At 61.1% G+C, this 25,908-nt stretch carries 25 protein-coding genes; 3 read left to right on the forward strand and 22 right to left on the reverse strand.

Annotated features, from left to right (window positions below; all coding sequences use genetic code 11):
• Nucleotides 1-15: 15 nt before the first annotated feature.
• The 5 genes from CQ041_RS10165 to CQ041_RS10185 are packed head-to-tail and all read right to left on the reverse strand — an operon-like array spanning nt 16 to nt 4,164.
• Nucleotides 16-288, reverse strand: coding sequence for a DUF2160 domain-containing protein (locus CQ041_RS10165; protein WP_105522854.1), 273 nt, complete (start codon nt 286-288; stop codon nt 16-18).
• 10 nt (nt 289-298) lie between these two features.
• Nucleotides 299-1,099 carry a carbohydrate ABC transporter permease gene (locus CQ041_RS10170; RefSeq protein WP_105522853.1) on the reverse strand — a complete coding sequence of 267 codons (801 nt, stop codon included), beginning with the start codon at nt 1,097-1,099 and terminating at the stop codon, nt 299-301.
• Between the two features lie 10 nt (nt 1,100-1,109).
• A complete protein-coding gene (locus CQ041_RS10175; RefSeq protein ID WP_105522852.1) occupies nt 1,110-1,976 on the reverse strand; it encodes a carbohydrate ABC transporter permease in 867 nt (288 codons plus the stop codon).
• The gene (locus CQ041_RS10180; RefSeq protein ID WP_105522851.1) at nt 1,973-3,070 is read right to left on the reverse strand and encodes an ABC transporter ATP-binding protein; all 1,098 of its coding nucleotides are present in this window, start codon (nt 3,068-3,070) and stop codon (nt 1,973-1,975) included. Before CQ041_RS10180 ends, CQ041_RS10175 begins: the two co-directional genes overlap by 4 nt.
• Complete coding sequence (locus tag CQ041_RS10185; RefSeq protein WP_105522850.1) at nt 3,070-4,164, reverse strand: ABC transporter ATP-binding protein; 1,095 nt, start codon at nt 4,162-4,164, stop codon at nt 3,070-3,072. Before CQ041_RS10185 ends, CQ041_RS10180 begins: the two co-directional genes overlap by 1 nt.
• A 290-nt stretch (nt 4,165-4,454) precedes the next feature.
• On the opposite strand from CQ041_RS10185, the gene CQ041_RS10190 reads away from it, so the two are divergent.
• Nucleotides 4,455-6,260 (forward strand): sigma-54-dependent Fis family transcriptional regulator, encoded by a 1,806-nt coding sequence (locus CQ041_RS10190; RefSeq protein ID WP_105522849.1) that lies wholly within the window; start codon nt 4,455-4,457, stop codon nt 6,258-6,260.
• Here the strand turns inward: CQ041_RS10190 and CQ041_RS10195 are convergent.
• The 3 genes from CQ041_RS10195 to CQ041_RS10205 form a co-directional block, all read right to left on the reverse strand.
• Entirely contained in the window at nt 6,257-7,189 is a 933-nt protein-coding gene (locus CQ041_RS10195; RefSeq protein ID WP_105522848.1) for a FecR family protein, read from the reverse strand. The genes CQ041_RS10190 and CQ041_RS10195 overlap by 4 nt on opposite strands.
• The gene (locus CQ041_RS10200) at nt 7,186-7,728 is read right to left on the reverse strand and encodes a sigma-70 family RNA polymerase sigma factor (RefSeq protein ID WP_105522847.1); all 543 of its coding nucleotides are present in this window, start codon (nt 7,726-7,728) and stop codon (nt 7,186-7,188) included. Before CQ041_RS10200 ends, CQ041_RS10195 begins: the two co-directional genes overlap by 4 nt.
• 161 nt (nt 7,729-7,889) lie before the next feature.
• On the reverse strand, nt 7,890-9,992 hold the full coding sequence (locus CQ041_RS10205; RefSeq protein ID WP_105522846.1) for a TonB-dependent receptor domain-containing protein: 2,103 nt from the start codon (nt 9,990-9,992) through the stop codon (nt 7,890-7,892).
• Nucleotides 9,993-10,215: 223 nt separating this feature from the next.
• Between CQ041_RS10205 and CQ041_RS26385 the strand changes: the two genes are divergently transcribed.
• A complete protein-coding gene (locus tag CQ041_RS26385; RefSeq protein ID WP_163001881.1) occupies nt 10,216-10,374 on the forward strand; it encodes a hypothetical protein in 159 nt (52 codons plus the stop codon).
• Nucleotides 10,375-10,379: 5 nt separating this feature from the next.
• Nucleotides 10,380-11,006 (forward strand): helix-turn-helix domain-containing protein, encoded by a 627-nt coding sequence (locus CQ041_RS10210; RefSeq protein ID WP_105522845.1) that lies wholly within the window; start codon nt 10,380-10,382, stop codon nt 11,004-11,006.
• Nucleotides 11,007-11,073: 67 nt separating this feature from the next.
• Here the strand turns inward: CQ041_RS10210 and CQ041_RS10215 are convergent, their stop codons facing one another.
• From CQ041_RS10215 to CQ041_RS10280, 14 genes are all read right to left on the reverse strand, one after another.
• Entirely contained in the window at nt 11,074-11,565 is a 492-nt protein-coding gene (locus CQ041_RS10215; protein WP_163001880.1) for a hypothetical protein, read from the reverse strand.
• A gap of 281 nt (nt 11,566-11,846) precedes the next feature.
• Nucleotides 11,847-12,725: a DMT family transporter gene (locus CQ041_RS10220; protein ID WP_105522844.1), complete on the reverse strand. Its 879-nt coding sequence runs from the start codon at nt 12,723-12,725 to the stop codon at nt 11,847-11,849.
• Nucleotides 12,726-12,839: 114 nt separating this feature from the next.
• Nucleotides 12,840-14,336, reverse strand: coding sequence for an aldehyde dehydrogenase (locus CQ041_RS10225; RefSeq protein ID WP_105522843.1), 1,497 nt, complete (start codon nt 14,334-14,336; stop codon nt 12,840-12,842).
• The gene (locus tag CQ041_RS10230; RefSeq protein WP_105522842.1) at nt 14,336-15,238 is read right to left on the reverse strand and encodes a dihydrodipicolinate synthase family protein; all 903 of its coding nucleotides are present in this window, start codon (nt 15,236-15,238) and stop codon (nt 14,336-14,338) included. Before CQ041_RS10230 ends, CQ041_RS10225 begins: the two co-directional genes overlap by 1 nt.
• 38 nt (nt 15,239-15,276) lie before the next feature.
• A complete protein-coding gene (locus CQ041_RS10235; RefSeq protein ID WP_105522841.1) occupies nt 15,277-16,608 on the reverse strand; it encodes an MFS transporter in 1,332 nt (443 codons plus the stop codon).
• Between the two features lie 160 nt (nt 16,609-16,768).
• Nucleotides 16,769-18,088, reverse strand: a complete 1,320-nt coding sequence (locus CQ041_RS10240) for an FAD-binding oxidoreductase (RefSeq protein ID WP_105522840.1) — start codon at nt 18,086-18,088, stop codon at nt 16,769-16,771.
• Nucleotides 18,089-18,172: 84 nt separating this feature from the next.
• Nucleotides 18,173-18,895, reverse strand: a complete 723-nt coding sequence (locus CQ041_RS10245) for a GntR family transcriptional regulator (RefSeq protein WP_105522839.1) — start codon at nt 18,893-18,895, stop codon at nt 18,173-18,175.
• Between the two features lie 137 nt (nt 18,896-19,032).
• Nucleotides 19,033-20,046, reverse strand: a complete 1,014-nt coding sequence (locus CQ041_RS10250) for a GlxA family transcriptional regulator (protein WP_177429379.1) — start codon at nt 20,044-20,046, stop codon at nt 19,033-19,035.
• A 1-nt stretch (nt 20,047) separates the two neighbouring features.
• Entirely contained in the window at nt 20,048-20,893 is an 846-nt protein-coding gene (locus CQ041_RS10255) for a proline/glycine betaine ABC transporter permease (RefSeq protein ID WP_105522838.1), read from the reverse strand.
• Entirely contained in the window at nt 20,893-21,738 is an 846-nt protein-coding gene (locus tag CQ041_RS10260; RefSeq protein WP_105522837.1) for a proline/glycine betaine ABC transporter permease, read from the reverse strand. Before CQ041_RS10260 ends, CQ041_RS10255 begins: the two co-directional genes overlap by 1 nt.
• Nucleotides 21,735-22,847 carry a glycine betaine/L-proline ABC transporter ATP-binding protein gene (locus CQ041_RS10265; protein ID WP_105522836.1) on the reverse strand — a complete coding sequence of 371 codons (1,113 nt, stop codon included), beginning with the start codon at nt 22,845-22,847 and terminating at the stop codon, nt 21,735-21,737. Before CQ041_RS10265 ends, CQ041_RS10260 begins: the two co-directional genes overlap by 4 nt.
• Nucleotides 22,848-22,935: 88 nt before the next feature.
• The gene (locus tag CQ041_RS10270; RefSeq protein ID WP_105522835.1) at nt 22,936-23,784 is read right to left on the reverse strand and encodes a glycine betaine ABC transporter substrate-binding protein; all 849 of its coding nucleotides are present in this window, start codon (nt 23,782-23,784) and stop codon (nt 22,936-22,938) included.
• A 408-nt stretch (nt 23,785-24,192) separates the two neighbouring features.
• Nucleotides 24,193-24,462: a hypothetical protein gene (locus CQ041_RS10275; RefSeq protein ID WP_105522932.1), complete on the reverse strand. Its 270-nt coding sequence runs from the start codon at nt 24,460-24,462 to the stop codon at nt 24,193-24,195.
• Between the two features lie 192 nt (nt 24,463-24,654).
• The gene (locus CQ041_RS10280) at nt 24,655-25,404 is read right to left on the reverse strand and encodes a hypothetical protein (RefSeq protein WP_105522834.1); all 750 of its coding nucleotides are present in this window, start codon (nt 25,402-25,404) and stop codon (nt 24,655-24,657) included.
• Nucleotides 25,405-25,908: the final 504 nt, after the last annotated feature.

The following is a 25,908-nucleotide window of genomic DNA, read 5'->3' on the forward strand; positions in this document are numbered from 1 at the left end:
TACAGGGGAACAGCGCTAGCCCCAACGCATCACGCACAACAGCCATACCAGGGACAGCGCGGACGCTACCCAGATGCTCCAGTCGGTAACGCCGATAACCAGCAAATGCAGGTAGGCGCTGCCGAGAAGACCGATAAACAGGCGATCACCACGGGTGGTGCTGATCGGTAGAAATCCTCGCCGGGGAATGCTCGGCGAACGCAGTTCCCAAGTGGTCATGCCCGCCAGGATCAGGGCAATGCCTGCGAAGAACAGCGCAGTCGGGGTGGTCCAGGCCATCCATTCCATCATCGAATCCTCAGACCCGGCCCAGGGCAAAGCCCTTGGCCACGTGGTTGCGAACAAACCAGATCACCAGCATGCCCGGCAGGATGGTCAACACCCCCGCCGCTGCCAGCACGCCCCAATCGATACCCGATGCCGAAACCGTGCGCGTCATCACTGCCGCGATGGGCTTGGCGTTGACCGAGGTCAGGGTGCGCGCCAGCAACAGTTCGACCCAGGAAAACATGAAGCAGAAAAATGCCGTGACGCCGATGCCGGAGCCAATCAACGGGATAAATATCTTGACGAAGAACTTCGGAAAACTATAGCCATCGATGTAGGCCGTTTCGTCGATCTCCTTGGGCACGCCCGACATGAAGCCTTCCAGAATCCACACCGCCAGCGGTACGTTGAACAGACAATGGGCCAGGGCGACAGCGATATGGGTGTCGAACAGGCCAATCGACGAGTACAGCTGGAAAAACGGCAGCAAAAACACGGCCGGCGGCGCCATGCGGTTGGTCAGCAGCCAGAAGAACAGGTGTTTGTCACCCAGGAAACGGTAGCGCGAAAACGCGTAGGCCGCCGGTAAAGCCACCGTCAGGGAAATCACTGTGTTCAGGCTCACGTAGTACAGCGAGTTGAGGTAGCCGGTGTACCAACTCGGGTCGGTGAAGATCACCTTGTAGTTCGCCAGGGTAAATTCCTGGGGAAACAGGGTCAGGCCGCCGAGGATTTCAGTGTTGCTCTTGAAGGACATGTTCAGCAGCCAGTAGATCGGTACCAGCAGGAACAGGATGTAGATCAACAACGGGATCAGCTTGCGCTTGCTCATGTTGGCGGCCTCAGCGGTTGGCGTCGGAGTGGGTCATGGCGGTGTAGAACAGCCAGGACACCAACAGGATGATCAGGAAATACACCAGGGAGAAGGCCGCCGCCGGGCCCAGGTCGAATTGACCTACGGCCATCTGAGTCAGTGTCTGACTGAGGAAGGTGGTGGCATTCCCTGGCCCGCCGCCGGTGAGTACGAAAGGCTCGGTGTAGATCATGAAACTGTCCATGAAGCGCAGCATCACCGCGATCAGCAGCACGCTCTTCATCTTCGGCAACTGGATATGTCGGAAGACTGCCCAGGCCGACGCCCGATCAATCCTCGCGGCTTGGTAGTACACATCCGGAATCGCCCGCAGCCCCGAATAACACAACAGCGCCACCAGGGACGTCCAGTGCCACACGTCCATCACCAGCACGGTGACCCAGGCGTCCATGGTGTTGGCCGCATAGTTGTAGCTGATGCCCATGGCGTTGAGGCTGTAGCCCAGCAAGCCGATGTCGGCGCGGCCGAAAATCTGCCAGATGGTGCCCACCACGTTCCACGGGATCAGCAGCGGGATGGCGAGGATGATCAACACCAGTGACGACCAGCGGCCCTTGGTCGGCATGGTCAGGGCGATCGCGATACCCAGGGGGATTTCGATCAGCAAGACACAGGCCGAGTAGATGAACTGGCGCAGCAGCGAATCATGCAGGCGTGGGTCGAGCAGCACCTGCTTGTACCAGTCGGCGCCGACGAAGTAGCGGCTGGATTGGTCAAAGATGTCCTGCACCGAGTAGTTGACCACGGTCATCATCGGGATCACCGCGCTGAACGCCACCAGCAGGAACACCGGCAACACCAACCACCAGGCCTTGTTGTTCTGCACCTTGTTCATGGCAGCACCTCCAGCAGGTAGTCGTCGGCGTAGAGCATCAGCCATTGCGAGGGGAAGCTGATGCAGGCCGTGCCTTCGGGCACCGGTTTGTCTTCGGCCAGGCGCACCTTCAAGGTGGCACCGTCGAGGTTGAGGGTGACGATCTTGTAGGTGCCAAGGTCTTCCAGGTGCGTGACTTCAGCCTGCAGCGCGTCGGGGTTGTGCTCATCCCACACGTGAATGAATTCCGGACGAATGCCCACCTGCAGTTTCTGGTAATTGGCGTTGGCAATGCGGTGCTGCAAGGCTTGGGACAACGGCAGATGGGTATTGGCAAATCGCACCCCGCCCGCCTCGGCCTGCACCTCGATCAGATTCATCCCGGGGCTGCCGATGAAATAGCCGACAAAGGTGTGGCTCGGCCGTTCGAACAGTTCCCGTGGCGTACCGAACTGCACGATTTGACCGCCGTACATCACCGCGATCTTGTCAGCGAACGTCGACGCTTCCAGTTGGTCGTGGGTGACGTAGACCATGGTGATGTTGAACTGCTCGTGGATCTGCTTGAGCTTGCGCCGCAGTTTCCATTTCAGGTGCGGGTCGATCACTGTCAGCGGTTCATCGAAGAGGATCGCCGACACGTCGTCGCGCACCAGGCCACGGCCCATGGAGACTTTCTGTTTTTCGTCGGCCGTGAGGTTGCGCGCTTTTTTGCTCAGCAGGTTTTGCAGGTCGAGTACTTCGGCAATTTCCTGCACCTTGCTGTGAATTTTCGCCTCGGCCATGCCCTGATTGCGCAGGGGGAATGCCAGGTTATCGAACACCGTCATGGTGTCGTACACCACCGGGAACTGGAACACCTGGGCGATGTTGCGTTTTTCCGGGGTCAGTTCGTTAACCACTTTGTGATCGAACAGCACCTGGCCTTCGGACGGGCTCAGCAGCCCGGAGATGATATTGAGCAAGGTCGACTTGCCGCAGCCCGAAGGCCCCAGCAACGCGTAGGCACCGCCCTGCTCCCACACGTGATTCATGGCGCGGATCGCGTAGTCCTCGGGACCGCTCGGCGTAGGACTGTAGCTGTGGGCAAGGTTCTGCAAATGGATCTCGGCCATCAGGCAACCCTCGCGACACGGCGCCCGGGGGCCTGGACCAAACGGCCCTGGCCATCGAACACAAACAGTTTATGGGTGGGGATGTACACGCGAATCGGTGCGTCGACGTCGTACTCGTGCACACCGGGCAGGTGCAGCACCAGCAGGAAGTGTTCGCTGCGCACGTGCAGGAAGGTTTCCGAGCCGCTGATCTCGGCGACCTCCACCGTCACGGCCAGCTCCAGGTCGTCGTCGTTGCTGGGCACCAGGCTGATATGACTGGGGCGCACGCCAAAGCGGAATTCGCCTTCGCCGATGGGGCGCAAATCCACGTTGAGGGGGAAATGCACGAAATTGGCAAAACTGACTTCATTGCCGCTGATGCGTCCCGGCATCAGGTTGATCGGCGGCTCGGAAAACAATTCGGCGGCCAGTACGGTCTGCGGCTGGTGATACACCTCGGCGGCCTTGCCGCTCTGGATCACCCGGCCCTCGTGAAGAATGGTGGTGGTGCCACCCAGGGCCAGGGCCTCATTGGGTTCGGTGGTGGCGTAGATGGCGATGGTATGGCGTGCGGCGAACAACTCGCGCATTTCCTGACGCAGCTCTTCGCGCAGTTTGTAGTCCAGGTTCACCAGGGGCTCGTCGAACAGGATCAGCTCGGCGTCTTTGACCAGCGCGCGCGCCATCGCAGTGCGCTGTTGCTGGCCGCCGGACAACTCCAGCGGGTAGCGCTGCAGGAATTTCTCGATGCGCAGCATTTTCGCGGTTTCCAGCACCTTGCCCTGGATCACCTCATTGGACACACCGGCCTGGCGCAACGGCGAGGCGATGTTTTCGAACACGGTCATGGTGGGGTAGTTGATGAACTGCTGATACACCATCGACACGTTGCGCAGGCGCACCGGTTTGTGGGTGACATCCACGCCATTCATCAGGATGCGACCGCCGTCGGGCTTGTCCAGGCCGGCCATCAGGCGCATAAGACTGGTCTTGCCGGAGAGTGTGCGACCGAGCAGGACGTTGAAGGACCCGGCTTCGAAACGCAGGGTGGCGTCGTCGATCCAGGTTTGCCCTTCGACAACGCGGGAGACATGTTCCAGGGTCAATGACATGACACGACCTTTTTTATTATTGGAATGGATCTGGCCATTCGTCAGAGCGAGTTTCGTGCCAAAACTGCAAGTGTCTGAAGTGCAAGGAAATGGTCTGAAGGGGATGTTCGGGAGTGAACAATCCGGGTGAACAACTGAACAGTTGGGAGGTTGACAATGAACAGTTCTGAACAACACTCTCTGAACCCGATTTACCTGACAACGTAGGGTAAATGTGGCCTCCCACATTGAAATGCTTTCCAGCCGTAAATTGTGTAAGACCCCATAACAATAAAAATGCAGGTCGCCCCATGGCCGAACCCTTGTCTCACGACACCCTTATCCAGGAATCCTGGCGCCGCTGCCGCGCCTTCGGCCTGGACCATCAGAGTGCCCCCAGCTTCGATCAACTGCCTGCCGAAGGCATCAGCCAGTTGCTGGAGAGCCATCATGCCCTGGTGCAGACCACGCACCAGGAAGTGCTGCCGTATTACGAAAACATCCTGAGCAATTCCAACTGCCTGATCATGCTCGCCGACAACCAGGGCCAGGTGCTGACCTCGTGGGGCACCCAGCGGTTCATCGAGCCGAAACTGGCGCGCGGCTTCAGCGCCGGTGCCAGTTGGCAGGAGCGCGTCAGCGGCACCAATGCCATCGGCACTGCACTGGCCTGTGCGCAGGCGGTGCATATCGAACACGATGAACACTTCCTCAAGGCCAACCGCTTCATGACGGGCTCCGCGGCGCCGATCTTCGATGCCCAGCGCGAGATCATCGCGGTGCTCGATGTGTCCAGCGACAGCTACCTGCCGCCCTCCCACACCCTGGGCATGGTCAAGATGATGAGCCAGACCGTGGAGAACCGGCTGATCCTCAACCTGTTTGGCGGTGAGCATTTCCAACTGACCTTCAACACCGGGCTGAGCAACCTCGATAGCCAGTGGGCCGGCCTGTTGATCTTCGATGAGAGCGGCCAGGTGCTGTCGGCCAACCGTCGTGCAGACAATTTGCTGGGTATCAGCCTGTCGCGGGTGATGATCGACCGGTTGTTCAAGGTGTCGTTGCTGGAGCTGTTGAACCAGCCGGAGGGACTGCCGTTTTCGTTACAGGCGGCGGGACGCAATCGGTTCCAGTGTGTGTTGAAGCGGCCCAAACAGATGCCGGTGCAGGCGCGGGTGTTCAGTGAGCCGTCGAAGCCGGTGGCGATTGGGCTCAAGACCCTGCATTTTGGCGACGTGCGCGTGGAAAAAGCCGTGCGCCAGGCCGAACGCTTGCTGGAGAAGGACATTCCGCTGCTGATCCACGGCGAAACCGGCGTGGGCAAAGAGGTGTTTGTCAAAGCCCTGCACCAGGCCAGCTCTCGCAGCCAGAAGGCGTTCATTGCGGTGAACTGTGCGGCGATTCCGGCCGAACTGGTCGAATCCGAGCTGTTTGGCTACGAAAAAGGTGCGTTCACCGGTGCCAACCAGAAAGGCAGCATTGGCCTGATCCGCAAGGCTGATAAGGGCACGCTGTTTCTGGATGAGATCGGCGACATGCCGCTGCCGACCCAGGCCCGCTTGCTGCGGGTACTGCAGGAACGTTGCGTGCAGCCAGTCGGCAGCAGCGAGTTGTTTGCGGTGGACTTGCGCATCATCTCGGCCACCAACCGTGCCTTGCGGGAGCTGGTGCAGGCCGGGCGTTTTCGTGAGGACTTGTACTACCGCATCGGTGGCCTGACCCTCGAGCTGCCGCCCTTGCGCGAGCGTACCGACAAGCAGGCCCTGTTCCAGCAACTGTGGCAGCAACACCGCGACCCCACCCAATGGGCCGGGCTCAGCGCCGACGTGCTGGCCTTGTTCGAGCAGCATCCGTGGCCGGGCAATCTGCGCCAGGTCAGCAGCGTGTTGCAGGTGGCGCTGGCGATGGCCGAGGAGCAGCCGATCCGTCCGGAGCACCTGCCGGATGATTTTTTCGTCGACCTGAACCTCGCCGCGCCGCTGCCTGCCAGCGAATACCTGGACGACAGCATTGACCTGAACCAGCGCCTGAAGGCGGTCGGCGGCAATATCTCGCACCTGGCACGAGAGCTGGGGGTGAGCCGCAACACGTTGTACAAGCGGTTGCGCCAGGGCTAACGCGGCTTGACCACCACCAGCAGGTCGGTGAAGTACTCCACCTGGATCGGCAGGTTGTCCGCCAACGAGGCCAGCGCCCCTGCCGTGTCATCGAGCTTGAACACCCCGGACACGCGCAGGTTCTGCAGGGCCTGAGGGTCGAAGCGCAGCATGCCGTGGCGGTAGCTGGCCAGGGTTTGCAGCACATCGGCCAGAGGCTGGTCGTTGACCTTGAGCAGGCCGCGGGTCCAGGCGTCCGGGTCGCTGGCGCCGATGGCCTGGGCGGGCTGGGCGCGGCCGTGGTCGAGAATCGAACGCTGGCCGGCGCTGACCTTGACCCCGTCACTGGCATCGCCTTTGACCGCCACGCTTGACTCGATCACCGTGACCACCGTGGTGCCATCCTCGGCGCGCTTGACCAGGTAGCGTGTGCCCAAGGCGGTGGCCGTGCCCTGGTTGGTGCGCACCACGAATGGCCGCTGCGCGTCCTTGGCCACCTCCACCCACAACTCGCCTTGCAGCAACTCGATCACGCGCTGGTGCCCGTCGAACTTCACGTCGACCGCCGAGTTGCTGTTGAGCTGTAACTGGCTGCCGTCTGCAAGGGCGATCTGCCGGCGCTCGCCCACACTGGTGCGCTGGTCGGCCATCCACACCGGCAGGTGATCCAGGCCAAACCAGCCGCACAGCAAAACGCCGACCAGTCCCGCCACTTGGGTGCCCCGTGGGCGTCGCGGGGCGAAGGCACGGTTGAGGGCCACGCGCGCGGGTTTGGCCGGCACTGTGTCGAAGCTGCCCCACAGGCCGCGCATGCGCTCGACGGCGACGGCGTGGCGCGGGTCGGCTGCACACCATTTGTTGAAGGCGTGACGGTCGGCGTCGGTGACGTCTTCATCGTGCAGGCGTGTCAGCCAGTTCGCCGCTTGCTGAATGATTTGATCCGGACTCACGAGAGCGAATCCGCCGGGTGCAGGCTGTGGTAGCAATGCACCAGGGCGCTGGAGATGTAGTTTTTGACGGTGCTGGCGGAGACGTCCAGGCGCGTGGCGATTTCACTGTAGGTGAGCCCGTCGAGGCGGCTCAACAGGAACGCTTCACGGGCCTTGGCCGGCAGCCCGGCGAGCATTTCAGCGATGCGTTCGAGGGCCTGCAGTGCCACGTGGATCGCGGCCGGATCGGGCATGCCGGCATCTTCGCACTGGATCGCCAGGGCTTCCATGTAGGCTTTTTCGATGCGACGACGACGGGCGCCGTCGATCAGCAGGCGCCCTGCCGTGGTCGCCAGGAACGCCCGCGGTTCCTTGATGCTTTGCGGCTCGGCGAGCATGAGCACGCGGATGAATGCGTCATGGGCCAGGTCGGCGGCATGCTGGGAACAGCCGAGTTTTTTGCGCAGCCAGCCGTGCAACCAGCCGTGGTGCTCGCTGTACATCGCCGTAAGGGTCTGCTGACGGACGGAATCGCCCAGCGCGGCCGGAATGTCATGCATGCGCAAAATTATCTCAAATGGGAAATATTACCAATTGCGCAGACAATGCCAGTAAAACGCGGGCGGAGCAAGGGCCGTTCCTTTCTACGACAGCGCCCCATCTGACAGGGTTTATTTCATAGGGTGAGCGGGCTTGCCCCGCTCACCTCAACGAGAGCAGCTTAACGCCAGCTCCAGGACACGCCGGTGTAGATGCCACGGCCATCGCCCGGGGTCGAGCGGGCAACATCGAGACCTTTGTCGTCATACCCGGGGGTGACGGTGCTGGCGTATCGCTTGTTGGTCAGGTTGCGCAGGTCAACCCATGCCTGCCAGTCCTGCTTGGGCGCGTCGTAGCCGAAGGTGGCGCCCAGGAGGGTGTAGGGCGCGGCGTAGTAGGAGTTGGCATAGTCCACCGCCACCCTGGACGCGTGTTCGGTGTTGAGGCTGGTGTAGAAACCGGTTGGGTGGCTGTAACGTACCTGGGCCTGGTAATAATGCTTGGGAATGCCCGGCAAGCTGTTGTCGCCGAAGCGGTCGTCGTCGCGGTAGTAGAAGTCGCTGAAGGTGTAGGCCTGGCGCAGGTCAAGCTTGCCGTTGCCGTCACCGTCCCACAATGGACTGAGCAGGCCCAGTTCCACGCCCTGGTGCACGGTGGGGCTGGCGTTGTTTTCGGCGACGACGGCGTTGGTGGTGGCGGTCTGGGCCTGGGTTTCGACGGTGAGCAGTTCGTGGCGCACTTCGGAACGGTACAGCGCCAGGTCCCACTGGCCGAACCAGTATTCGCCACGCCCGCCGACTTCCAGGGTGGTGGCGGTCTGGTTTTTCAGGCTGACGCCTTCGCGGGCCATGCCTTTGGCCGGACCGCTGGTGAAGTATTTGTTCGAACCCCAGATCATCGACCACGCGTGCGGCGGCTCTACCGAGCGGCTGAGGTTGCCGTACACCTGCACTTGCGGATTGAAGTCATACCGCAGGCCGATGCGTGGCGCGTAGTCCCAATCGTGTTGGCTCAGCGGCTTGTAGTCGCCCGGGTAGCTCACGTCGGTTTCGCGGCGGGTGTAGATCGCCGCGAGGCCGGTGGTCAACCACAGGTCGGGGACCAGTTCCAGGTCATTGCCGATGTGCAGCACCGTGTCCGAGCCCAGGTAGCTGTAGTTGCGGGTCTTGGTGCCGGGTGCCGCGTTGCCGGTGTACACGCGCACGGATTCGGAACCGCCGTTGTTCGGCATCGCCTGGGTGGTGCGCAGGCCCAGGGTGGTCTTGCTGTCGTGGCCGAACAGCGTGTCCTGGCGGATGTAGTTGAGGGTACTGCTGATATCGGTGTAGGCAACCTTCAGGCGGATGGAGCCTTCGCGCAGGTCCATCGGATAATCGTGGTAGGCCAGGCCGAATTCCAGGCGGGAATGGTCGTCCAGTTGCAGGGTGGTCTTGTTGGCGATCCAGGTGGAGCCCGGCTGCAGGCGCTTGGAGTCGCGGGCGGCGTTGAGGCTGTTGGCGGCACGCGGGTCGTGGCTGATCTGCGCGCGGGTCAGCTTGCCGGGGGTGTCGTTGGTGGTTTCGCGGTAGCGGAAGTAGAAGCGGGTTTCCAGCTCCGGGCTGAAGCGATAGCCGAAGTTGGCTGCAAAGCCCTTGCCGGTGGCGGCGCTCTGGTGCTGGTAGCCGTCGGCATCGTTGTCGGTGAGGCTGATGTAATAGTCGGCATCCCCCACCACGTTGCCCGAGCTGATTTCGCGCTGGCGGTAGCCTTTACTGCCCACTTCATAGCGCAGTTGCAACCTGGGGGCGTCGTAGCCGGTGCGTGTCACGTAGTTGACCGCGCCCCCCAGGGCCAGCGCGCCCTGGTCAAAACCGTTGGCGCCGCGCAGCACTTCGACGCGGCTCTGCCACAACGGGTTCTTGAGTTCGTAGGGTGTGCCGCCGGGGCCGGTGAGTGGCAGGCCGTCGAACATTTCGTACAGGCCCGAACCGTGGGCGCCAGGGCTGCGGTTGAGGCCCGAGCCGCGAATGGAGAGTTTGACGCCTTCGTTGTTCGCCGCCTTGGCGTACACCCCGGCCTGGTACTTGAACACGTCTTCGTTGGTGCTCACCCGCCCCTGCTGCACGCTGTCCATGTCGATGTAATTGGTGCCGCCGGGCACGCTCTTGAGTTCGGCCTGGGCCAGTTCCGCGGCGCTGGCTTCGCCACTGGTGACTTGCACCGGAGCCAGTTGCAGCGATTCGGCATGCACCAGTGAACTCAGGGTCAGGGCTGCAAACAGCAGTGGAGGTTGGCGCAGCAGCATCGGGCAGGTCCTTGGGATTCGGGGGGCATGGGATGGGATGGCGGTGGCAGACGCCAAGTCACGCCTTTTTAACGGACCAGACCCTTCCCACAACAGCATCGGAGGCGACCTGTCTGCTAAGTCCAAAATCGAATGACCACATGCAAACTCAGTATTTTAAGAAATAACGTCCACGGATTATGGTGGAGCCACTGAGTCAGCCACGTCCCAAGAGACCGCACCCATGCACACATCCGCCAGCGTCATCGACTTCGCCCTCCACCGTAAACGCCGTCAGGCGCGTGCAGCGGCCGAACTGATGTGGGCCATGTACGCTGCGCGCGCAGGGTTGGCGGTATTCACTGCACAGGCCACACCGTCCAGCGATACGCGACGGGCGTAAGGCCGATGAATTTTCTGCACGTGCTGCCTGAACCTCCCGATCCCCTGCCCAAACCCACGCCCGACGACAATGCAATCAGCCTGTGCGTTGCCCATAACCTGCAGCGCCTGCGCAGCAAGCGGCACTTGTCGCTGGACGGCCTGGCGCGCGCCTGCGGCGTGAGCCGGGCGATGCTCGCGCAGATCGAGTCCGGGCGCAGCGTGCCGTCGATCCGGGTGCTGTGCAAGATTGCCAAGGGGTTGAAGGTGTCGGTAGCGGCGTTCCTGGAGGATCGCGCGTTTGAAGGCGTGGAGGTGTTGCCAGCGCAACAGAGTAAGCGCCTGGTGAGTGCCGATGGTGCGTTTATCAGCCGTGCGCTGTTCCCTTACGATACGGCGCGCCAGTCGGAGTTCTATGAGATTCGCCTGCGGGCGCTGGGCGAGGAAGTCTCCGAAGGCCACGGCCCCGGGATCCAGGAAAACCTGGTGGTGGCCCAGGGTGTGCTGGAGGTGAGTGTCAACGATGAGCGCTATTTGCTCTCTACCGGTGATTCGATCCTGTTCTACGCCGACCAGCCCCATCGCTACCGCAACCCGGCGGACAGCGAGGCGGTGGCGTTTTTGGTGATCACCTATCCCGAACGGCTGGATTAATTTTCTGTATAAACGCCGCGGCGAGGGAGCTTGCTCCCTCGCCGCGGTTTGTTGGGTGTGCGGCCTGTCAGCAGGTGCAGCACATCATCGGCATGCCGTTGCAGCTCATCATCATCGGCATGGCGCAGTCGCTCATCATCTTGTTCATCAGCGCACAGCAGTTGTCCATCATGGACATGCTCATGCCTGCCGCCGGCATGATTTTGCACATCATGCTATCGCCCATCATCGTGCATTCCATCATGCACATCATCGGCATGCCCATGGCCATCTTCGGCATGTTCATGTCGGTCATCATTTTCATGGCTTCGGCCGACATGCCCATCATCGACAGGTTCGCGCACTGCATCATCATCGGCATGCCGCACTTGAGCATCATCGCCATCATGTCGGCGCTCATCTTGAACTGAGCCATGTCCATGCCAGCAGCTGGCTTCAGGGTGCACATCATGCCGTCGCCGGCCATGTTGCACGTCATGGTGGCCATCATCATCGGCATGCCCATCATCGGCATCATTGGCATGGCGGTGTTCATCGGCATCTGCATTGCATTCATCATGTTCGAAACTCCGTAATCGACAGGAAATGGCTTAGTTCTGGCGCCGATTCTAGAGACGCCCGGCAGTGACGCAAGACGACGACAAAGCAGCCGCCCTGGATGCTCGGGAGCACGCTTGGTCGATCAAAACAGCAGGCTTGGATGCGATAACAGGCCTTTCGTCGCGATAGCGCCCTTCCCGTCCATTTCAAGAAGGAAACCGGCGCCATGGATATTCGAATGGGGCCTGGCGACCAATCAGAAGGAAATAATCGATCTAACCAGCCGCCAAAAAAACCGCGTCAGCCCGAAGCGGGTTGCGGACCATGGCCCTTGCCCTGGGCCGAGAGCAGGATGGCCAGCACGATCAGCGCCGCGCCCGCCAACATCCGGTAGGACGGCGCCTCATGGAACAGCCACCAGGCACACGCGATCGCATACACCGGTTCCAGGGAAATGATCATGCCCGCACTGCGCGCATTCAGGCCCTTGAGACTCTTGACGAACAGCGCCTGGGACACCGCCGTGCAGAGCACACCGAGGATTGCCAGGTTGAGCCAGTCCACCGCCCCCAGTTCCACCAGGTCAAACACCGCGAAAGGTGCCATTACCACCGCCACGGTCGCGTTTTGCCAGAACACCACCTGCACGCCGTTGCGGCCATCGGTGGCGCGGCGGTTGGTCATCGCCAGCAAGGCAAACGACAACCCCGAGGCAATCCCCCAGAGCAGCCCGACGGTGCCCTGGTTGGCCAGCTCGAACGACGGCGTCACCAATACCAGACCCAGGGTGATCAACGACAGCAACAGCGATTCGGCCAGGTGCGGCCGGTCGCGGAATACCGCCATGTCGAGCAAGGTGATGAAGGCGGGGAAACTGGCAAAGCCGAGGGTGGCGACGGCGACTCCACCGACTTTGATCGCAATGAAAAACGTGACCCAGTGCGCGGCCAGCATCAGCCCCGAGAGGATGTAGACACAGAGTTTCTTGCGGTTCAGGCCGCGCAGCAACGCGCGCCCCTGTAGAAGCGCGAACACTGCCAAGGCCAGCATGGCAAACGCCGCACGGCCGAAGGTGATCACACTGGCGCTGGCGTGAATCAGCGCACCAAAAATTCCGGTGAGGCCAAACAGTATTGCGGTGACATGGGCAGAGGTAAGGGCAGTTCGATAAGCAGTCATGAAAGGACTTCGAGAGGACGAGCTGGGCCGTGGCTTTCTTATTGTTGACCCGGTTGAAAGGAAGGCGCTCCCCTCGCCGCTTGCGTGGAGCCTTGTAGAGGAGCGCCTGGTTTTTTAACCTTCTGAGGTGTCGATCCAGATGGTCTTGATCTCGGTGTACTGGTCGTGGGCCCAGATGGACTTGTCACGCCCACCGAAACCGGACTGCTTGTAGCCGCCGAATGGCGTGGACGCATCGCCCTCGCCGAAGCAGTTGACGGTGACGATACCGGCACGGATCTCGCGGGACAGCTTGATGGCGTTGCGCAGGTTGTCGGTGTACACCGAAGCGGCCAGGCCGTAGATGGTGTCGTTGGCCAGGCTGACGGCTTGTTCCAGGGTGGTGAACGTGGTCACGGTCAGCACCGGGCCGAAGATTTCTTCCTTGAACAGCAGGCTGTCGGCCGTCACGCCGTCGACCACGGTCGGCTGCACGTAGATGCCGTCTTCAGTCTTGCCACCGAACACCACGCGTTGGTTGCCTTCGTCGGCGTTCACCAGGTACGAGCTGACCTTGTCGAAGTGCGCCTTGCTGACCATCGAACCCAGGCGGTTGTCCGGGTCCAGCGGGCTGCCCATCTTCCAGTCCTGCAGCTGCACGCCGATGCGCTTGAGCAGTTCATCCTTGATGTCGGCGTGCACGATCAGGCGCGACGAGGCCGAGCAGTTCTCGCCCATGTTCCAGAACGAACCGTTGACGATATGCCCGGCCACCAGGTCGAGGTCGGCGACATCGTTCATCACCACCGCCGGGTTTTTGCCGCCCAGCTCCAGCACGATGCGCTTGAGGTTGGACTCCGCCGCGTATTGCAGGAACAAGCGGCCGGTGTCGGTCGAGCCGGTGAAGCTGACCATGGTGACGTCCATGTGGCGGCCCAGCGGCTCGCCGACTTCACGCCCGCCACCGGAGACCACGTTGAACACCCCGTCCGGAATCCCGGCCTGGGACGCCAGCTCAGCCACGCGCAGCGCGGTCAGGGTGGTTTCCTTGGCCGGCTTGACGACGATGGAGCAACCGGCCGCCAGGGACGGCGCAATTTTCCACGCCAGCATCAGCAGCGGGAAGTTCCACGGCAGCACCAGGCCGACCACGCCGATGGCTTCGCGCACCACCAGGGTCAGGGCGTCGTGGCCCACTGGCGCGGTGTTGTCGTAGATCTTGTCGATCAGCTCGGCGTGCCAGCGGATCATGTGGATGGTTTCCGGCACGTCGGTCAGTTGGCACTCACGCACCGGCTTGCCGCTGTCCAGGCTTTCGAGCACGGACAGTTCGTGGGAGTGTTGTTCCAGCAGGTCGGCGAAGCGCAGCAGCACTTTCTTGCGGGTTCCAGGGCTCAGTTTGTGCCAGCGGCCGTCATCGAACGCCTGCTTGGCCGACGCCACGGCATAGTCCACATCGACGCTGTTGCATGCGGTGATGTGCGCCAGCAGCTCGCCGGTGGCCGGGTTGGTGGTGGCGAAGGTCTGGCCCGACGCCGAGGTGTGCAACGCACCATTGATGAAGGACTGGGTCGGAAACTGGATGTCCTTGGCAATCGCGGCGTATTCGGCAGCACTCAGAAGGTGAGTCATCATGCACCTCCGACGATGTGCGCAACGTCACGTTTGAGGTCGGTGATCACCGTTTGCAGGGCCTGGTTTTCGCTCTCGGTCAGCGCTTGCAGCGGTGCACGCACGCCACCGGTGCGCAGGCCGTTGAAGGCGCAGCCGGCCTTGATCGCTTGCACGAACTTGCCGCCTTCGAGGAAGTCCATGAGCGGCATGAACGCGCTCATGATCTTGCGGCCCTTGTCGAAGTCTTTTTCGATCACGCAGGCTTCGTACAAGGCTACGTGTTCACGCGGTACGAAGTTGGAACCGGCACACACCCAGCTGCGGGCGCCCCAGGCGAAGAATTCCAGGGCCTGGTCGTCCCAGCCGCAGGACAGCGCGATGTTCGGGAATTGGGTCGCCAGGCGATGCACCTGGCCCATGTCCCCCGAGCTTTCCTTGATGGCCACGACGTTCCTGGAGGCGGAGACGGCCTTGAAGTAGTCGTCGCCCATGCTCACGCTCATGCGGCCCGGGTAGTTGTAGAGCATGATCGGCAGGTCGGCGGCCTTGTCCACGGTCAGGGCGTGGATGGCGTTTTCTTCTTCGGTCGGCAGCGCGTACGGCGGCGAACCGACCAGGATCGCGTCGGCCTTGATGGCACGCGCGGCCTTGGCGTATTCCACCGAGTCTTCGGTGCGGATGGCACCGGTGCCGACGATCAGGGCCACACGGTTGCCGATGACTTCCTTGGCGTGGGCGGCCAGCTCAATGCGCTCCTGGGCGGTATGGGCGTAGTACTCGCCGGTGGAACCGCCGATGATGATGCCGTGTACCTTGGACTCGATCAGGTATTCCAGCACTTCTGCGAAGGCTGCGTTGTCGATCTGGCCGGTAGCGGTCAACGGGGTGATTGCCGGGGTGTAGATGCCTTCGAACTTCATGAGTGTCTCTCCAACAGTAAAGGTTATGGTTATTCCGCTCAGCTGCTCAGCGCCGCTGCGTCCCGCAAGTTCAGTGATCGTGTTTCCGGGGCCATGGCCCAGGCGGCCGCCAGGCCGATGAAGGTCACGCCGGCCGCGACGTACATGGTGTTGCCGATGCCGATGGAGGTCAGCGACAGCGGCACCAGGTACGTGCCCACGGCGGCGCCGACGCGCGACAGCGAGGTGCCGATGCCGACGGCGAAGGCACGGATTTCAGTGGGGAACAGTTCGTTCGGGTACACCAGTTGCAACACCTGGGCGCCACCGATGAACACGGCGTAGGCACCAAACAGGCACAGCACCAGCAGTTCGTGGCTGTTGGAGAAGGCCGCCAGTAGCAGCAATGCCAGGCCCGACCACAGGAAGCTGTGGATCAGCATGCTGCGCCGGCCGATGGTGTTGATCAGGCGGGTGGCGAGGACGCAGCCGACCACGAACAGCAAGGTGATGAACATCGAGCCGTAGGAGGCCCACTCGCCTTTCAGGTTAAGGGCTTGCAGCACCTTGGGGGCGAAGGCGTACACGGCGAACACCGGGATGATCGAGCAGGACCAGAACACCGAGACAAAGAACAGGCGCTTGCCGTAGCCCGAACGCAGCAGGTCGCGGAAGGTCATCTTGCGTTCGTCCGGTTGCTCCGGCAGGTCGCGCAGCGAGTAGTGCGGCCCGTACACACCCTTGATCACCGCGTCGGCTTCAGCGTCACGGCCTTTGCTCAGCAACCAGCGTGCGGACTCCGGGGTGCCCATGCGCAGCACGAACAGCACCAGCCCAATCACCGCGGCACTGGCCAGGGCATAGCGCCAGGCGTCATCGGCACCGGTGTTGATGATGGCGTTGCCGACCACGTAGGCGAACGCTGCGCCGGCGAACCACAGGATGGTCAGCGCCGCAAGGCGTGGGCCACGTTGTTTCTTCGGCAAGAACTCCACCAACAACGACGTGGCCACCGGGTATTCAATCCCCACGGCCAGGCCAATGATGAAACGGAACAGGAACAACGCCCAGGCGGACTCCACCCAGAACTGCGCGAGGGAACACACAATGAATAACGAAGGGCCAATGAAATAGACTTTCTTGCGCCCCAGCTTATCGGTCAACCAACCGCCGATAAAACCGCCGAAGAACACGCCGATCAAGGCAGAGGCTGCAATAAGGCCCTGCCAGAACTCAGTCAGTTCAAGTGCGCCAGTCACTTGCATCATCGCGATGCCAATAATGCTCAATACATAACCATCGACGAATGAACCACCGCCCGAACGGGCCGTGAGCAAGCGGTGAAAGTTATTGAGCGGTACATCCTCAACTGAGGCATTCGGACTTGTCATTATTATCTCCTACTTCGCTTCGTTCATTCGCCGGGTACAACGCACACTTGAAATCCGGGCGAATGAAAGCCGTCTCAATCAGAAACCGCAGTCGCGAATACGCCTGCTGTTTGCCAATCGATAGATTAAGTTCGGTATTACTTATTGAAGGTGGTGCGAATCAGCTTTCCTGGCCGGCGCGACTTTGTCCCCATAGCAAGTTCATGTTTACACCCGCTGACAACAGCGGCTCCGGTGGGTTTCTGCTCGGGCCCGGGGACGTCAGCAGGAAGTCCACCAGGTGATTGCTTTTGCCCGCCAGCCACTCGGCCAGCAAGGTCCCCGTGACGGTGCCGCGGGTAACGCCCAGGCCGTTGCAGCACAGGGCGCCGTAGACGTTTTTGGCCAGCTCGCCGAAGTGCGCCATGTGGTTGCGCGACAGGCTGAGGGAGCCGCCCCAGGTGTAGTCGAAATTGACCTCGCGGTGCAGCGGAAAGCGCCGGTCGAAAGACTCTTTGTGGCGCTTCACGAAGCGCTGCAGGTATTTGGGGTTGCTGCGCCCGTCAGCGTTGTAGCTGAAGCTGTTGCGCACCAGCAGGCGGTTGTCGACGGTGCGCCGCAAGGTGGTGCCGAACGGGTCGGCGGGGATCACGCCCCAATACGGATTACCGCCCAGGCGTGCCTGTTCTTCTTCGGTCAGCGGCCGGGTCAGGCTGGCGTAGGTGAAGATCGGCAACATGCGGCTCTTGAGGAAGCCAAAGCTCATGGCGAACGCGTTGTTGGTCAGCACCAGTTTGTCGGCGATGATGCGCCCGCCCTTGTGGATCAGCACGGTTTTGTCGCCGTACTCCACTTCGGTAATCGGGGTGTTTTCGTACAGGGTCACATTGGACGGCAGCGTGTCTGCCAGGCCCTTGACCAGCGCCGCCGGTTGCACCAGCGCGGTGCCGGGGGTGAACAGTGCCTTGCGGTAGAAGTCGGTGCCGATGTGGTTTGGCAGCTCGTTGGCCTCGATCACCTGGTAGGCCTGGCCGAGCTTGTCGAGGCCGCGGCGATAGGCGTCGAGTACCGCAATGCCACGGGTTTCGATGGCGGCCTGGTACTTGCCGCAATCGCGCCACTGGCAGTCGATGCCGTGTTGCTCGACCAGGGCGCGGAGCATGGATTGCCCGGCGAGGTTGAGCTCCATGCTGATCCTGGCAGTGGCGATGTCGCCGATGTAGTCCTCGGCGCCAATGTCGTGCGGCAGGTCGATGGCGAAGCCGGCGTTGCGTCCGGAAGCGCCGTAGCCCACTTCCTGCGCTTCGATCAGCACAATCTCGTCATCCGGAAAATTCAGCGCCAACTGGCGTGCCGCCGCGAGGCCGGTAAACCCTGCCCCCACGACTGCCCAGCGTGCCGTGCGGGTACCGCTATGAGGCGCTCGCGCCACACGCGCAGGGCTGAGATGAAACCAGCCACAGGTGGAATCATCTGCCGGTGTGTTTCTGATTAGTGCCATGTTCGCGACCTGGGTTCTTTTATAGTTGTTAGTTCTAAAAGCAGCCCTTTCGCAGCACCTCTCACACTGGCCGTCAGTAACGGATCAGTAGGTCAGTGCCACTTCCAGGCCTTCGGGCGCCGCGTACTCGGACATCCGCCGACGGGACAGTTCGAGATGGGCCCTCACGATTTCCCCGGCCAAGACCGGATCGTGGTGTTCAATTGCGCTGATCATGTCGTCATGCTGCTGGGCGGCCACTTCCAGGTCTTCCTGCATATCGACCGTGGTCGGATGGCGGTAGAAGATCTTGCCCAGACGGGCATGGTCGATCAGCAAGCGCTGCAAGCTCGGCATCAGGTAGGCGTTGTGCGCCATCTTGCCGATCTGCAGGTGAAACTCGTCGTTGTACAACACCCGCTTCTCGACATCCTTTTCGACGATTGCACTGCGGAACAGCACCTGGATCCGCTTCAACTCCACGATCTCTGCAGGCGTTGCGTGTGAGCAGGCCAACTGCGTCGTAGCGATGTAAATCAACGGCGCCGCCAGGAAAAAACTGCGCAGCGACTGGTAACTCATGGCCGAGACCCGAGCAGCGCGGTTGGCTTCGAGGTCGATGTACCCTTCCGCCGCCATCTGCCGCATCAGTTCGCGCACAGGTGGGCGCGACAAACCGAACTCATCACACAATGCCAACTCATCCACCACAGCGCCCGGGGCCAGCTCCATGCTGAGGATGCGACGCCGCAGCGCCTCACCCAATACAGCCTTGCGATCGAGCGTGGGCTCGGCAGGCGCCTGGGAATTGAGTTCTTTGGTAGCCATCGTGAAACCTTCCTAGTAGTAAGTGAACACGGTCTACTACCTGTATTCGCACTATAAAACAACAATATTCTTATTGTCTACAATTAATATACAGAGCAAAAACATCAGTGATAGCCCTATGCCCACGGGCGTTGCAGCTATTTGACCAAGCGGATTTCCTTGGACGGACGGTGCCCGAAATAGGCGCTGTAGCACTTGCTGAAATGACTCGGCGAGACGAAGCCGCAGGCCACTGACACCTCGACGATGGTCAGTGAGGTGTGTTGCAACAACCGCCGCGCTTCGGTGATGCGCAGGTCCATGTAGTAGCGTTGCGGCGAGGTGCCGAGTTGCTCCTTGAACAGCCGCTCGATCTGTCGCCTCGAACGCCCGGCGTACAGGCACAGGTCGTGCATTTGCAGCGGTTCTTCAAGGTTGACGTCCATCAGGTTGATGACCTCGCGCAACGGCCCGCTGACCGACACGTTCAGCATTGGCTTGACCCGTCGAAAGCGCGACGCCTCGAACGCGAGGATGTCTTCAATGCCATCGGTCAGGCTCTTACCGTGCAGGCTGCGGATCCACTCCAGTGCCATGTAGAAGGTGCCGGTAGGACTCGACGCCGTCAGACGATTACGGTCCACCACGTAGGCCTCGCTGGTGACATGGCTGAGCCGCGCAATCTCGGCCAGCGCGGGCCGGTGTTCCGGGTGAATCGCACAGCGATAACCGTCCAGCAACCCCGAGCGCCCCAGGAACCAGGCACCGTTCCACACCCCCGCCAGCGCCACGCCCTGCTCCGCCGCCGCACTGAGCAGCAGCGCCAGTTCGTCGTTGTAGCGCAGCGGCGTGCGGTAGCCGCCGCAGATCACCAGCAGGTCCAGCGCGCACACGGCCTCAAGGGACAGGCGTTCGTCCGGGCGGATCACCAGGCCAAGGTCACTGGTGATCTCATCCGTGGCCAGGCCAAAGGTCCGGGTGGCGAACAGGTCCGCACGCAGCAGGTTGGCGGTGACAATGGTGTCGAGTGCCTGGGTGAAGGCCGGCAGCGAAAAATGCTCCAGCAGCACAAACCCCGCCCGCGCCCTGCGCACCTCCTGGCCATGGTGATCATTGAGGTAGCGCAGGTTCTTGCCTTGCATCGCACCGCTGAATTGACGTCGTTCTACCACGTCAAATGCGCCGTGCCTGGCGCTGCAAGGCGCCGCGTGACAATCGATCGAGCAACAGCGCAACCGCCACGATCGCCAGGCCGGCGCGCAGGCCGAGGCCCATTTCCATGCGGGTCAGCCCGCGCGTGACTTCCGCACCCAGGCCCCCAGCCCCTACCAGCCCGGCGAGCACCACCATGGCCAGGGACAACAGGATGCATTGGTTCAGCCCCACCAGCAGCGTCGGCGCGGCGGTCGGCAACTCGATCTTGAACAGGATGTGACGTGGCGAAGCCCCCATGGCCTGGCCCAGTTCCAGCAAGTCCTTGGGCAGTTGCTTGAACGCCAGCGTGGTGAGACGCAGCATCGGCGGGATGCCGTATACGATGGTGGCAATGATCGCTGGCACGCGACCCAGGCTGAACAGCATCACCGCCGGAATCAGGTATACCCACGGTGGCACGGTCTGCATGATGTTGAGGATCGGCAGCAACGCCGCGTCCACCCGCTTGACCCGTGCCGCCAGGATCCCCAGCGGGAATGCCACGCTGACCGAGATCAGCACCGCCACCGAGACCAGCGCGATGGTTTGCATCGACGCCACCCACAGCCCGGCGAACAGGCAGAACGCCAACATCAGGCCGGCAAACAACGCCACGCGCCAGGTGGCCAGGACCCAGGCCAGCAGCACCACGACGGCGATCAATACGTAGGCGTGCGGCGCGAGCAACGCGGTTTCGATGGCACCGAGGACAGCCCCGATGACCTTGCTGATCACCACGAACAGGCCGTGGAAGTTGGCGTTGAGCCAGTCGATCGCTGGCGCCAGGAACGCGCCTGGGGAAAAACGGAAGTCGGTCAGGTTCATTAGCTTGCTCCCTTGCGCGACTGCGCGGCGGTTTGCGCGAGGCGGTCGAGGATCATGGTGAGGATGACGATGGCCAGTGCCGCGTTGATCGACTTGGCGATATCCAGCGTGCGCACTGCACCGTAGATCGATTCGCCCAGGCCGCCGGAGCCGACGATGCCGGCGATGACCACCATGCCGAAGGCCATCATCAGGCTCTGGTTCACTCCCGCCATGATGCTTGGCATGGCGAATGGCAGACGGATCTTGAAGAACATCTGCAAGCCGGTGACGCCGCTGGCATCCCCAAGCTCGACGAATTCCTTGGGCGTCATGCGGATGCCCAGGGACGTGAGGCGCAGCGCCGGCGGCACGGCCACAATGAAAGTGGCCAGCAGCGCGGTGGCCGGGCCGTAGCCCAGCAAGGCAATCGCCGGCAGCAGGTAAATGTAGGGCGGCAGGGTTTGCACCAGGTCCAGGCATGGCTCAACCACGCGGTCGAGCGCTGGCGTGAGACCCGCCAACACGCCCAACGGCACCGCCACCAGCAGGGCCAGCAACGTGGCGGTGAGCACCAGCGCCAGGGTGCTGACGGTCTCCGGCCACAGGCCGATGAAGTGGCACATCAGCAAGGCCAACGCCGACAGCACGGCGAAGCGCGCGCCCACCATGCGCCAGCCCAACAGGCCGATAAGGATGGCAATCACGTAGAACGGCGGTGATGCAATGCACCACTGCACGCCCTTGAACACTGACGTCAACCCGGTGTTGGCCGCGTCGAAGAAGAACTCGCCGTTGTCCTGCAGCCACATCAGGCCAGAATCCACGGCAGCGTCGAACTGTACCGAGAAGTCCGGAGTGCTCATGGCGAGGTCTCCAGCACCGGCGCCACGGCGTGGGCCGCGTTGGGGATGCCTTGCACGCCGCGCAGCAGGTCCTTGGGCGTGATGATGCCGACGACTGCGCCGTGTTCAACCACCGCCAGCGGTTCAAGGTCGTTGCCCATGGTCAGGCCGATCAGGGCGTCGATGTCCGTGTCGGGGGACGTTTGGGTGAGACGGGTGAAATCACACAGCGGGAAGGCCTGGGCATAGACCGCGACCGGAGTCATGACCGAGTGGGCCTTGACCAGATGCAAGCGCGAGATACCCGCGACGAATTCGGCCACATAGTCATCAGCCGGATTCAACACGATGTCTTCCGCGGTGCCGACCTGGATAATCACGCCATCCTTCATGATGGCGATGCGATCACCGATGCGGATCGCTTCTTCCAGGTCGTGGGTGATGAACACGGCGGACTTGCCCAGCTCTTTGGTGAGCTGGCGAAATTCGTCCTGCAATTGACGACGGATCAGCGGGTCGAGCGCGCTGAACGGTTCGTCCATCAGGATAATTTCAGGGTCGGCCGTGAGTGCCCGTGCCAGCCCCACGCGCTGTTGCATGCCGCCAGACAGCTCGCCGGGATAGCGCGCGGCCCAGTCGGTCAGGCCGACCTTGGCCAATGCACGCTCCGCCACTTTATAGCGCTCGGCCTTGCCGACGCCCTGCACTTCCAGGCCGAAGGCCGTGTTTTCCAGCACGGTGCGGTTGGGTAACAACGCCACGCTCTGAAACACCATGCCGATGTGTTTGGCCCGCACGTCCCGTAGTTGCGCGGGCGACAGGGTAGACAAGTCCTTGCCCTTGACCAGCACCTTGCCGGCGCTGGGGGTGATCAATTTGTTGAGCAGCCTGATCAAGGTTGATTTGCCACTGCCGGACAAACCCATGATGCAAAAGATTTCACCGCGGCGAACCTGCAGGCTCACATCCGACACCCCGACCACGCAGCTGTAATCCTGCAGGACCTGGGTTTTGCCAAGACCCTGCCGGACCACCGCTTCCATCGCCGCCTTGGCATTCTGACCGAAGATTTTCCAGACTGACTGGCAATCTACCAGCACTTCGTTAGTGTCTATTTTGACCGTTGTCATGTTTGAGCCTATGAACCAGTTCGACTGGTTTTTCTAATTGATCAGAACGCGTTGTCTGTACCCGGCAGTGGCAATGAAAGAGCGATGTTTATTGTTTGATATTGGCCCAGCGCTTCATCAGGTCAGCGTGGTTGGCCGTCCAGTCGGCAACGGCCTGGTCCATGGTCTTGCCGTCCTTGACCACACCGTTGATGGCGGTGATATCGGCCAATGGCACATAGACGCTGGCGATGACTTCGCGGGCGTGAGGGTAGTCGGCGGTGAAGCCTTTATGGCCGATCCAGTAGTAGGCTTGCGGCGGGGCGAAGGAGCCTTTTGGGTCCTTGAGGAATTTGAGATCGAATTTCTGGGCCATCCACGACGGTTCCCAGATCGTCACGGCCACCCACTCTTTGCGGTCGACGGCGGACTTGAGCGCGGCGGTCATGGCAGCGGTACTGCCTTCAAGCAATTGCAGCTTGAACCCGTAATCCTTCACGGCTTTGTTGGCGTCGCTCATCAGGCCTGAGCCGGGCTCGATGCCGATGATCTTGCCGCCAAACTTGTCGGCGTTGTCGTTGAGTTGTTCCAGCGAATCAATATCGACGTATTTGGGAACGGCAATGGCCTGGTACAAGCCATAGGACACCGGGGACAGTTTCTCCAGGCGGTTCTTGTTCTTGTTCCAGTAATCCTGAGTGGCGTAATCGGTCTGCGACGCCAGCACTTGCACATCGCCTTTGGTCAACGCGGCATACGCAATACCGATTTCAGAGAATTCCACCACTTTTACGGTGTAACCGGCGTTCTCCAACACTTTCCTGGTAATGCCGGTGATGGGGGTCAAGTCTTCCCAGGACATGGTGCCGACGGTGATGGTTTTTTCTTCGGCCTGGACCGGGAGAATCACCATACCCACTAACGCAACCGCACAAACGGTCTTCCAAAATGTCTTCATGGCGTGCCTCGATCTACGTTGTAGTTATATTTCGAGCCTCCCACTGCAGAGGCTGGTGCAAAGCGACAACAAGGGGTACAGCGTGAAAAAATCCGGCCTGGCCAGCGGGAAGTCGAATCCAGACTCGCATGGTCAAAAGTGCCGGTCAATAGGATGTATTTTCTCTGTATACATATAGAATTCTTAAAAAACACAATTGATATAATATTTTTTCTTTTGAAATCATTGGCTTGTATCGCAGCGATGTAAAAACGACACGTCGGTTATAGAAACGTATCGCGTCGTTTTTGGGATGCTTGGTTGCAGGAAATGATGGCAAGACCAGCCGCCGTGGATCGACTGCACGGCGGACGGCTAAGTGGCAACCTCACGCAGGAGGCGCGAGACAGATTGAAAGGAAGGATGAATCTAGGCGCAAGGCAGGTCCAATGTGCGCATCAGGTCATCGGCTTCCGACCCTGGCGACAGCCGGAACCCAGACATCTCTTGAGTGGCAAGAATGTCGCCGAGCGCAGCGAGCAGTTGCGATTCTGTCGGTGAGTCTCGCAGCAGTTTGTGTGCCGCCAGCAACAGGTCGGCCGCAACGCCTTGCACACTCGCAGCGTCGATCACGGCAAAAAGAATAAAGCGCAGGCGTATTTCGCGATCAGTGGGCCAAACCGTTTTTCGCATACCCAAGGTGAAGGCCTCGTCATTTCGGAAAAATCCGAGGCTATTGCCGGTCAGAGGACGTTTCAAGCATAGGAGCGCAAGATCGGCCGCGTCCTACAAAGAAAACCGAAATTGCGCACCGAAACCCCCGAAATGGGCGTGTGCGGCCTTGCCTACAGGGTGACGACACGGGCAATCGTATGGTGATGATCGCCGTGTTTATTGCACCGGCAGGAAATTCATCAGCAACAGGCTTTGCGCGTAATTGAGGCCGATACGGCGATAGCGTTCATCGAGCATCTGGGTCAGCAGGTCGAGACGCGCCACGATCTTGCCGAACTCCACCGCAAAACTGAGGTTGCTGCCCTCCTCCGAAATCTCGTTGGAAAACAACAGCAGTACGCCATTGGCATCCTGGCGCTTGCTGAGCAACCAGGTGGCTTTCTCGATGTTACGCGCGGCATTGCTGACGAACTGCGGGTTGATCGCGTCAGTCATGTAGAACTGGGTACGCCCACCGTGGGCGGTCACCAGCATACTGCCGATGGCGTAGATGAACGCCCCCACTCGGTCCCCCTGAAACTCCGGGCTCAAGGAATAACTCAGCGCCGCCAGGTCGCGCCGCTCGCCGAGGGCAGGCAGTGCCTGGCGCTGCTCGATGGCCTGGCGGATCTGCCGCGCGGCGGTGACCGCGTCGGGCGCCCCCGACTGGCGCCACTGGCTGGGGTTGCGCAGATAGAGTTTGTTCATCAGCAGGTACAGGCTTTGCAGGTTGTCCTGCATGCCCAGCGTGGCCATGCGATCCACGCTGGTCTGAAAGAATTCATCGGGTTTGCCGTTGCTGAACTGCTTGGCAATGTCCCGGCCCTGCTGCTGTGTGCAGCCACTGGCACAGAGCATGAACATCGCCCCTAGCAGCCATGGCCAGGGCATCTGTCGCGTGTTGAATAGCGGTAACGTGCGGTCCATCGGCACCCGATCTGGTTGTTCTGCCCACGCGTGGAATCGGCGTGGCTGCGACAGTGATAGATAGGGTAAATCAGAAAAAGTGCAACGGAGCTGGGCAGATTATTGCAAAACACGCCTTTGGTCCCCTTGAACAGGGGGCGCCGTGAAGAAATCGTTCCAGTGCCTATACTGATGTGAGCAGCGGCGTGTGTTGCGGGGGATTGCGACGCTTGAAGTCGCTAACGGCACTCTTTCTGCCCGCTGCAACGAGGATGACGGCAATGAAACATCCGATTCGAGCGCAAATAGTGGTCCAGTTTATTTGCCTGCTTTCGGTGGCTCAGCTTTTCTGCTGATCGATGAGTCACGGCTTTCACATTCAGCTGCTTATGCGGCGACGGGAGGTATTGCCTGCAGCGTCTTGAAACAGCGCCGTTTGGAGCGGCCGCTTCTTTTTGCCCTGGCTCCGCATCCCCACGAGCTGGCAGTTGCACTCAAGCACGACATCAAAACGCCAGTAACCCG

Source organism: Pseudomonas sp. MYb60 (assembly GCF_002979555.1).
Taxonomy (GTDB): domain Bacteria; phylum Pseudomonadota; class Gammaproteobacteria; order Pseudomonadales; family Pseudomonadaceae; genus Aquipseudomonas.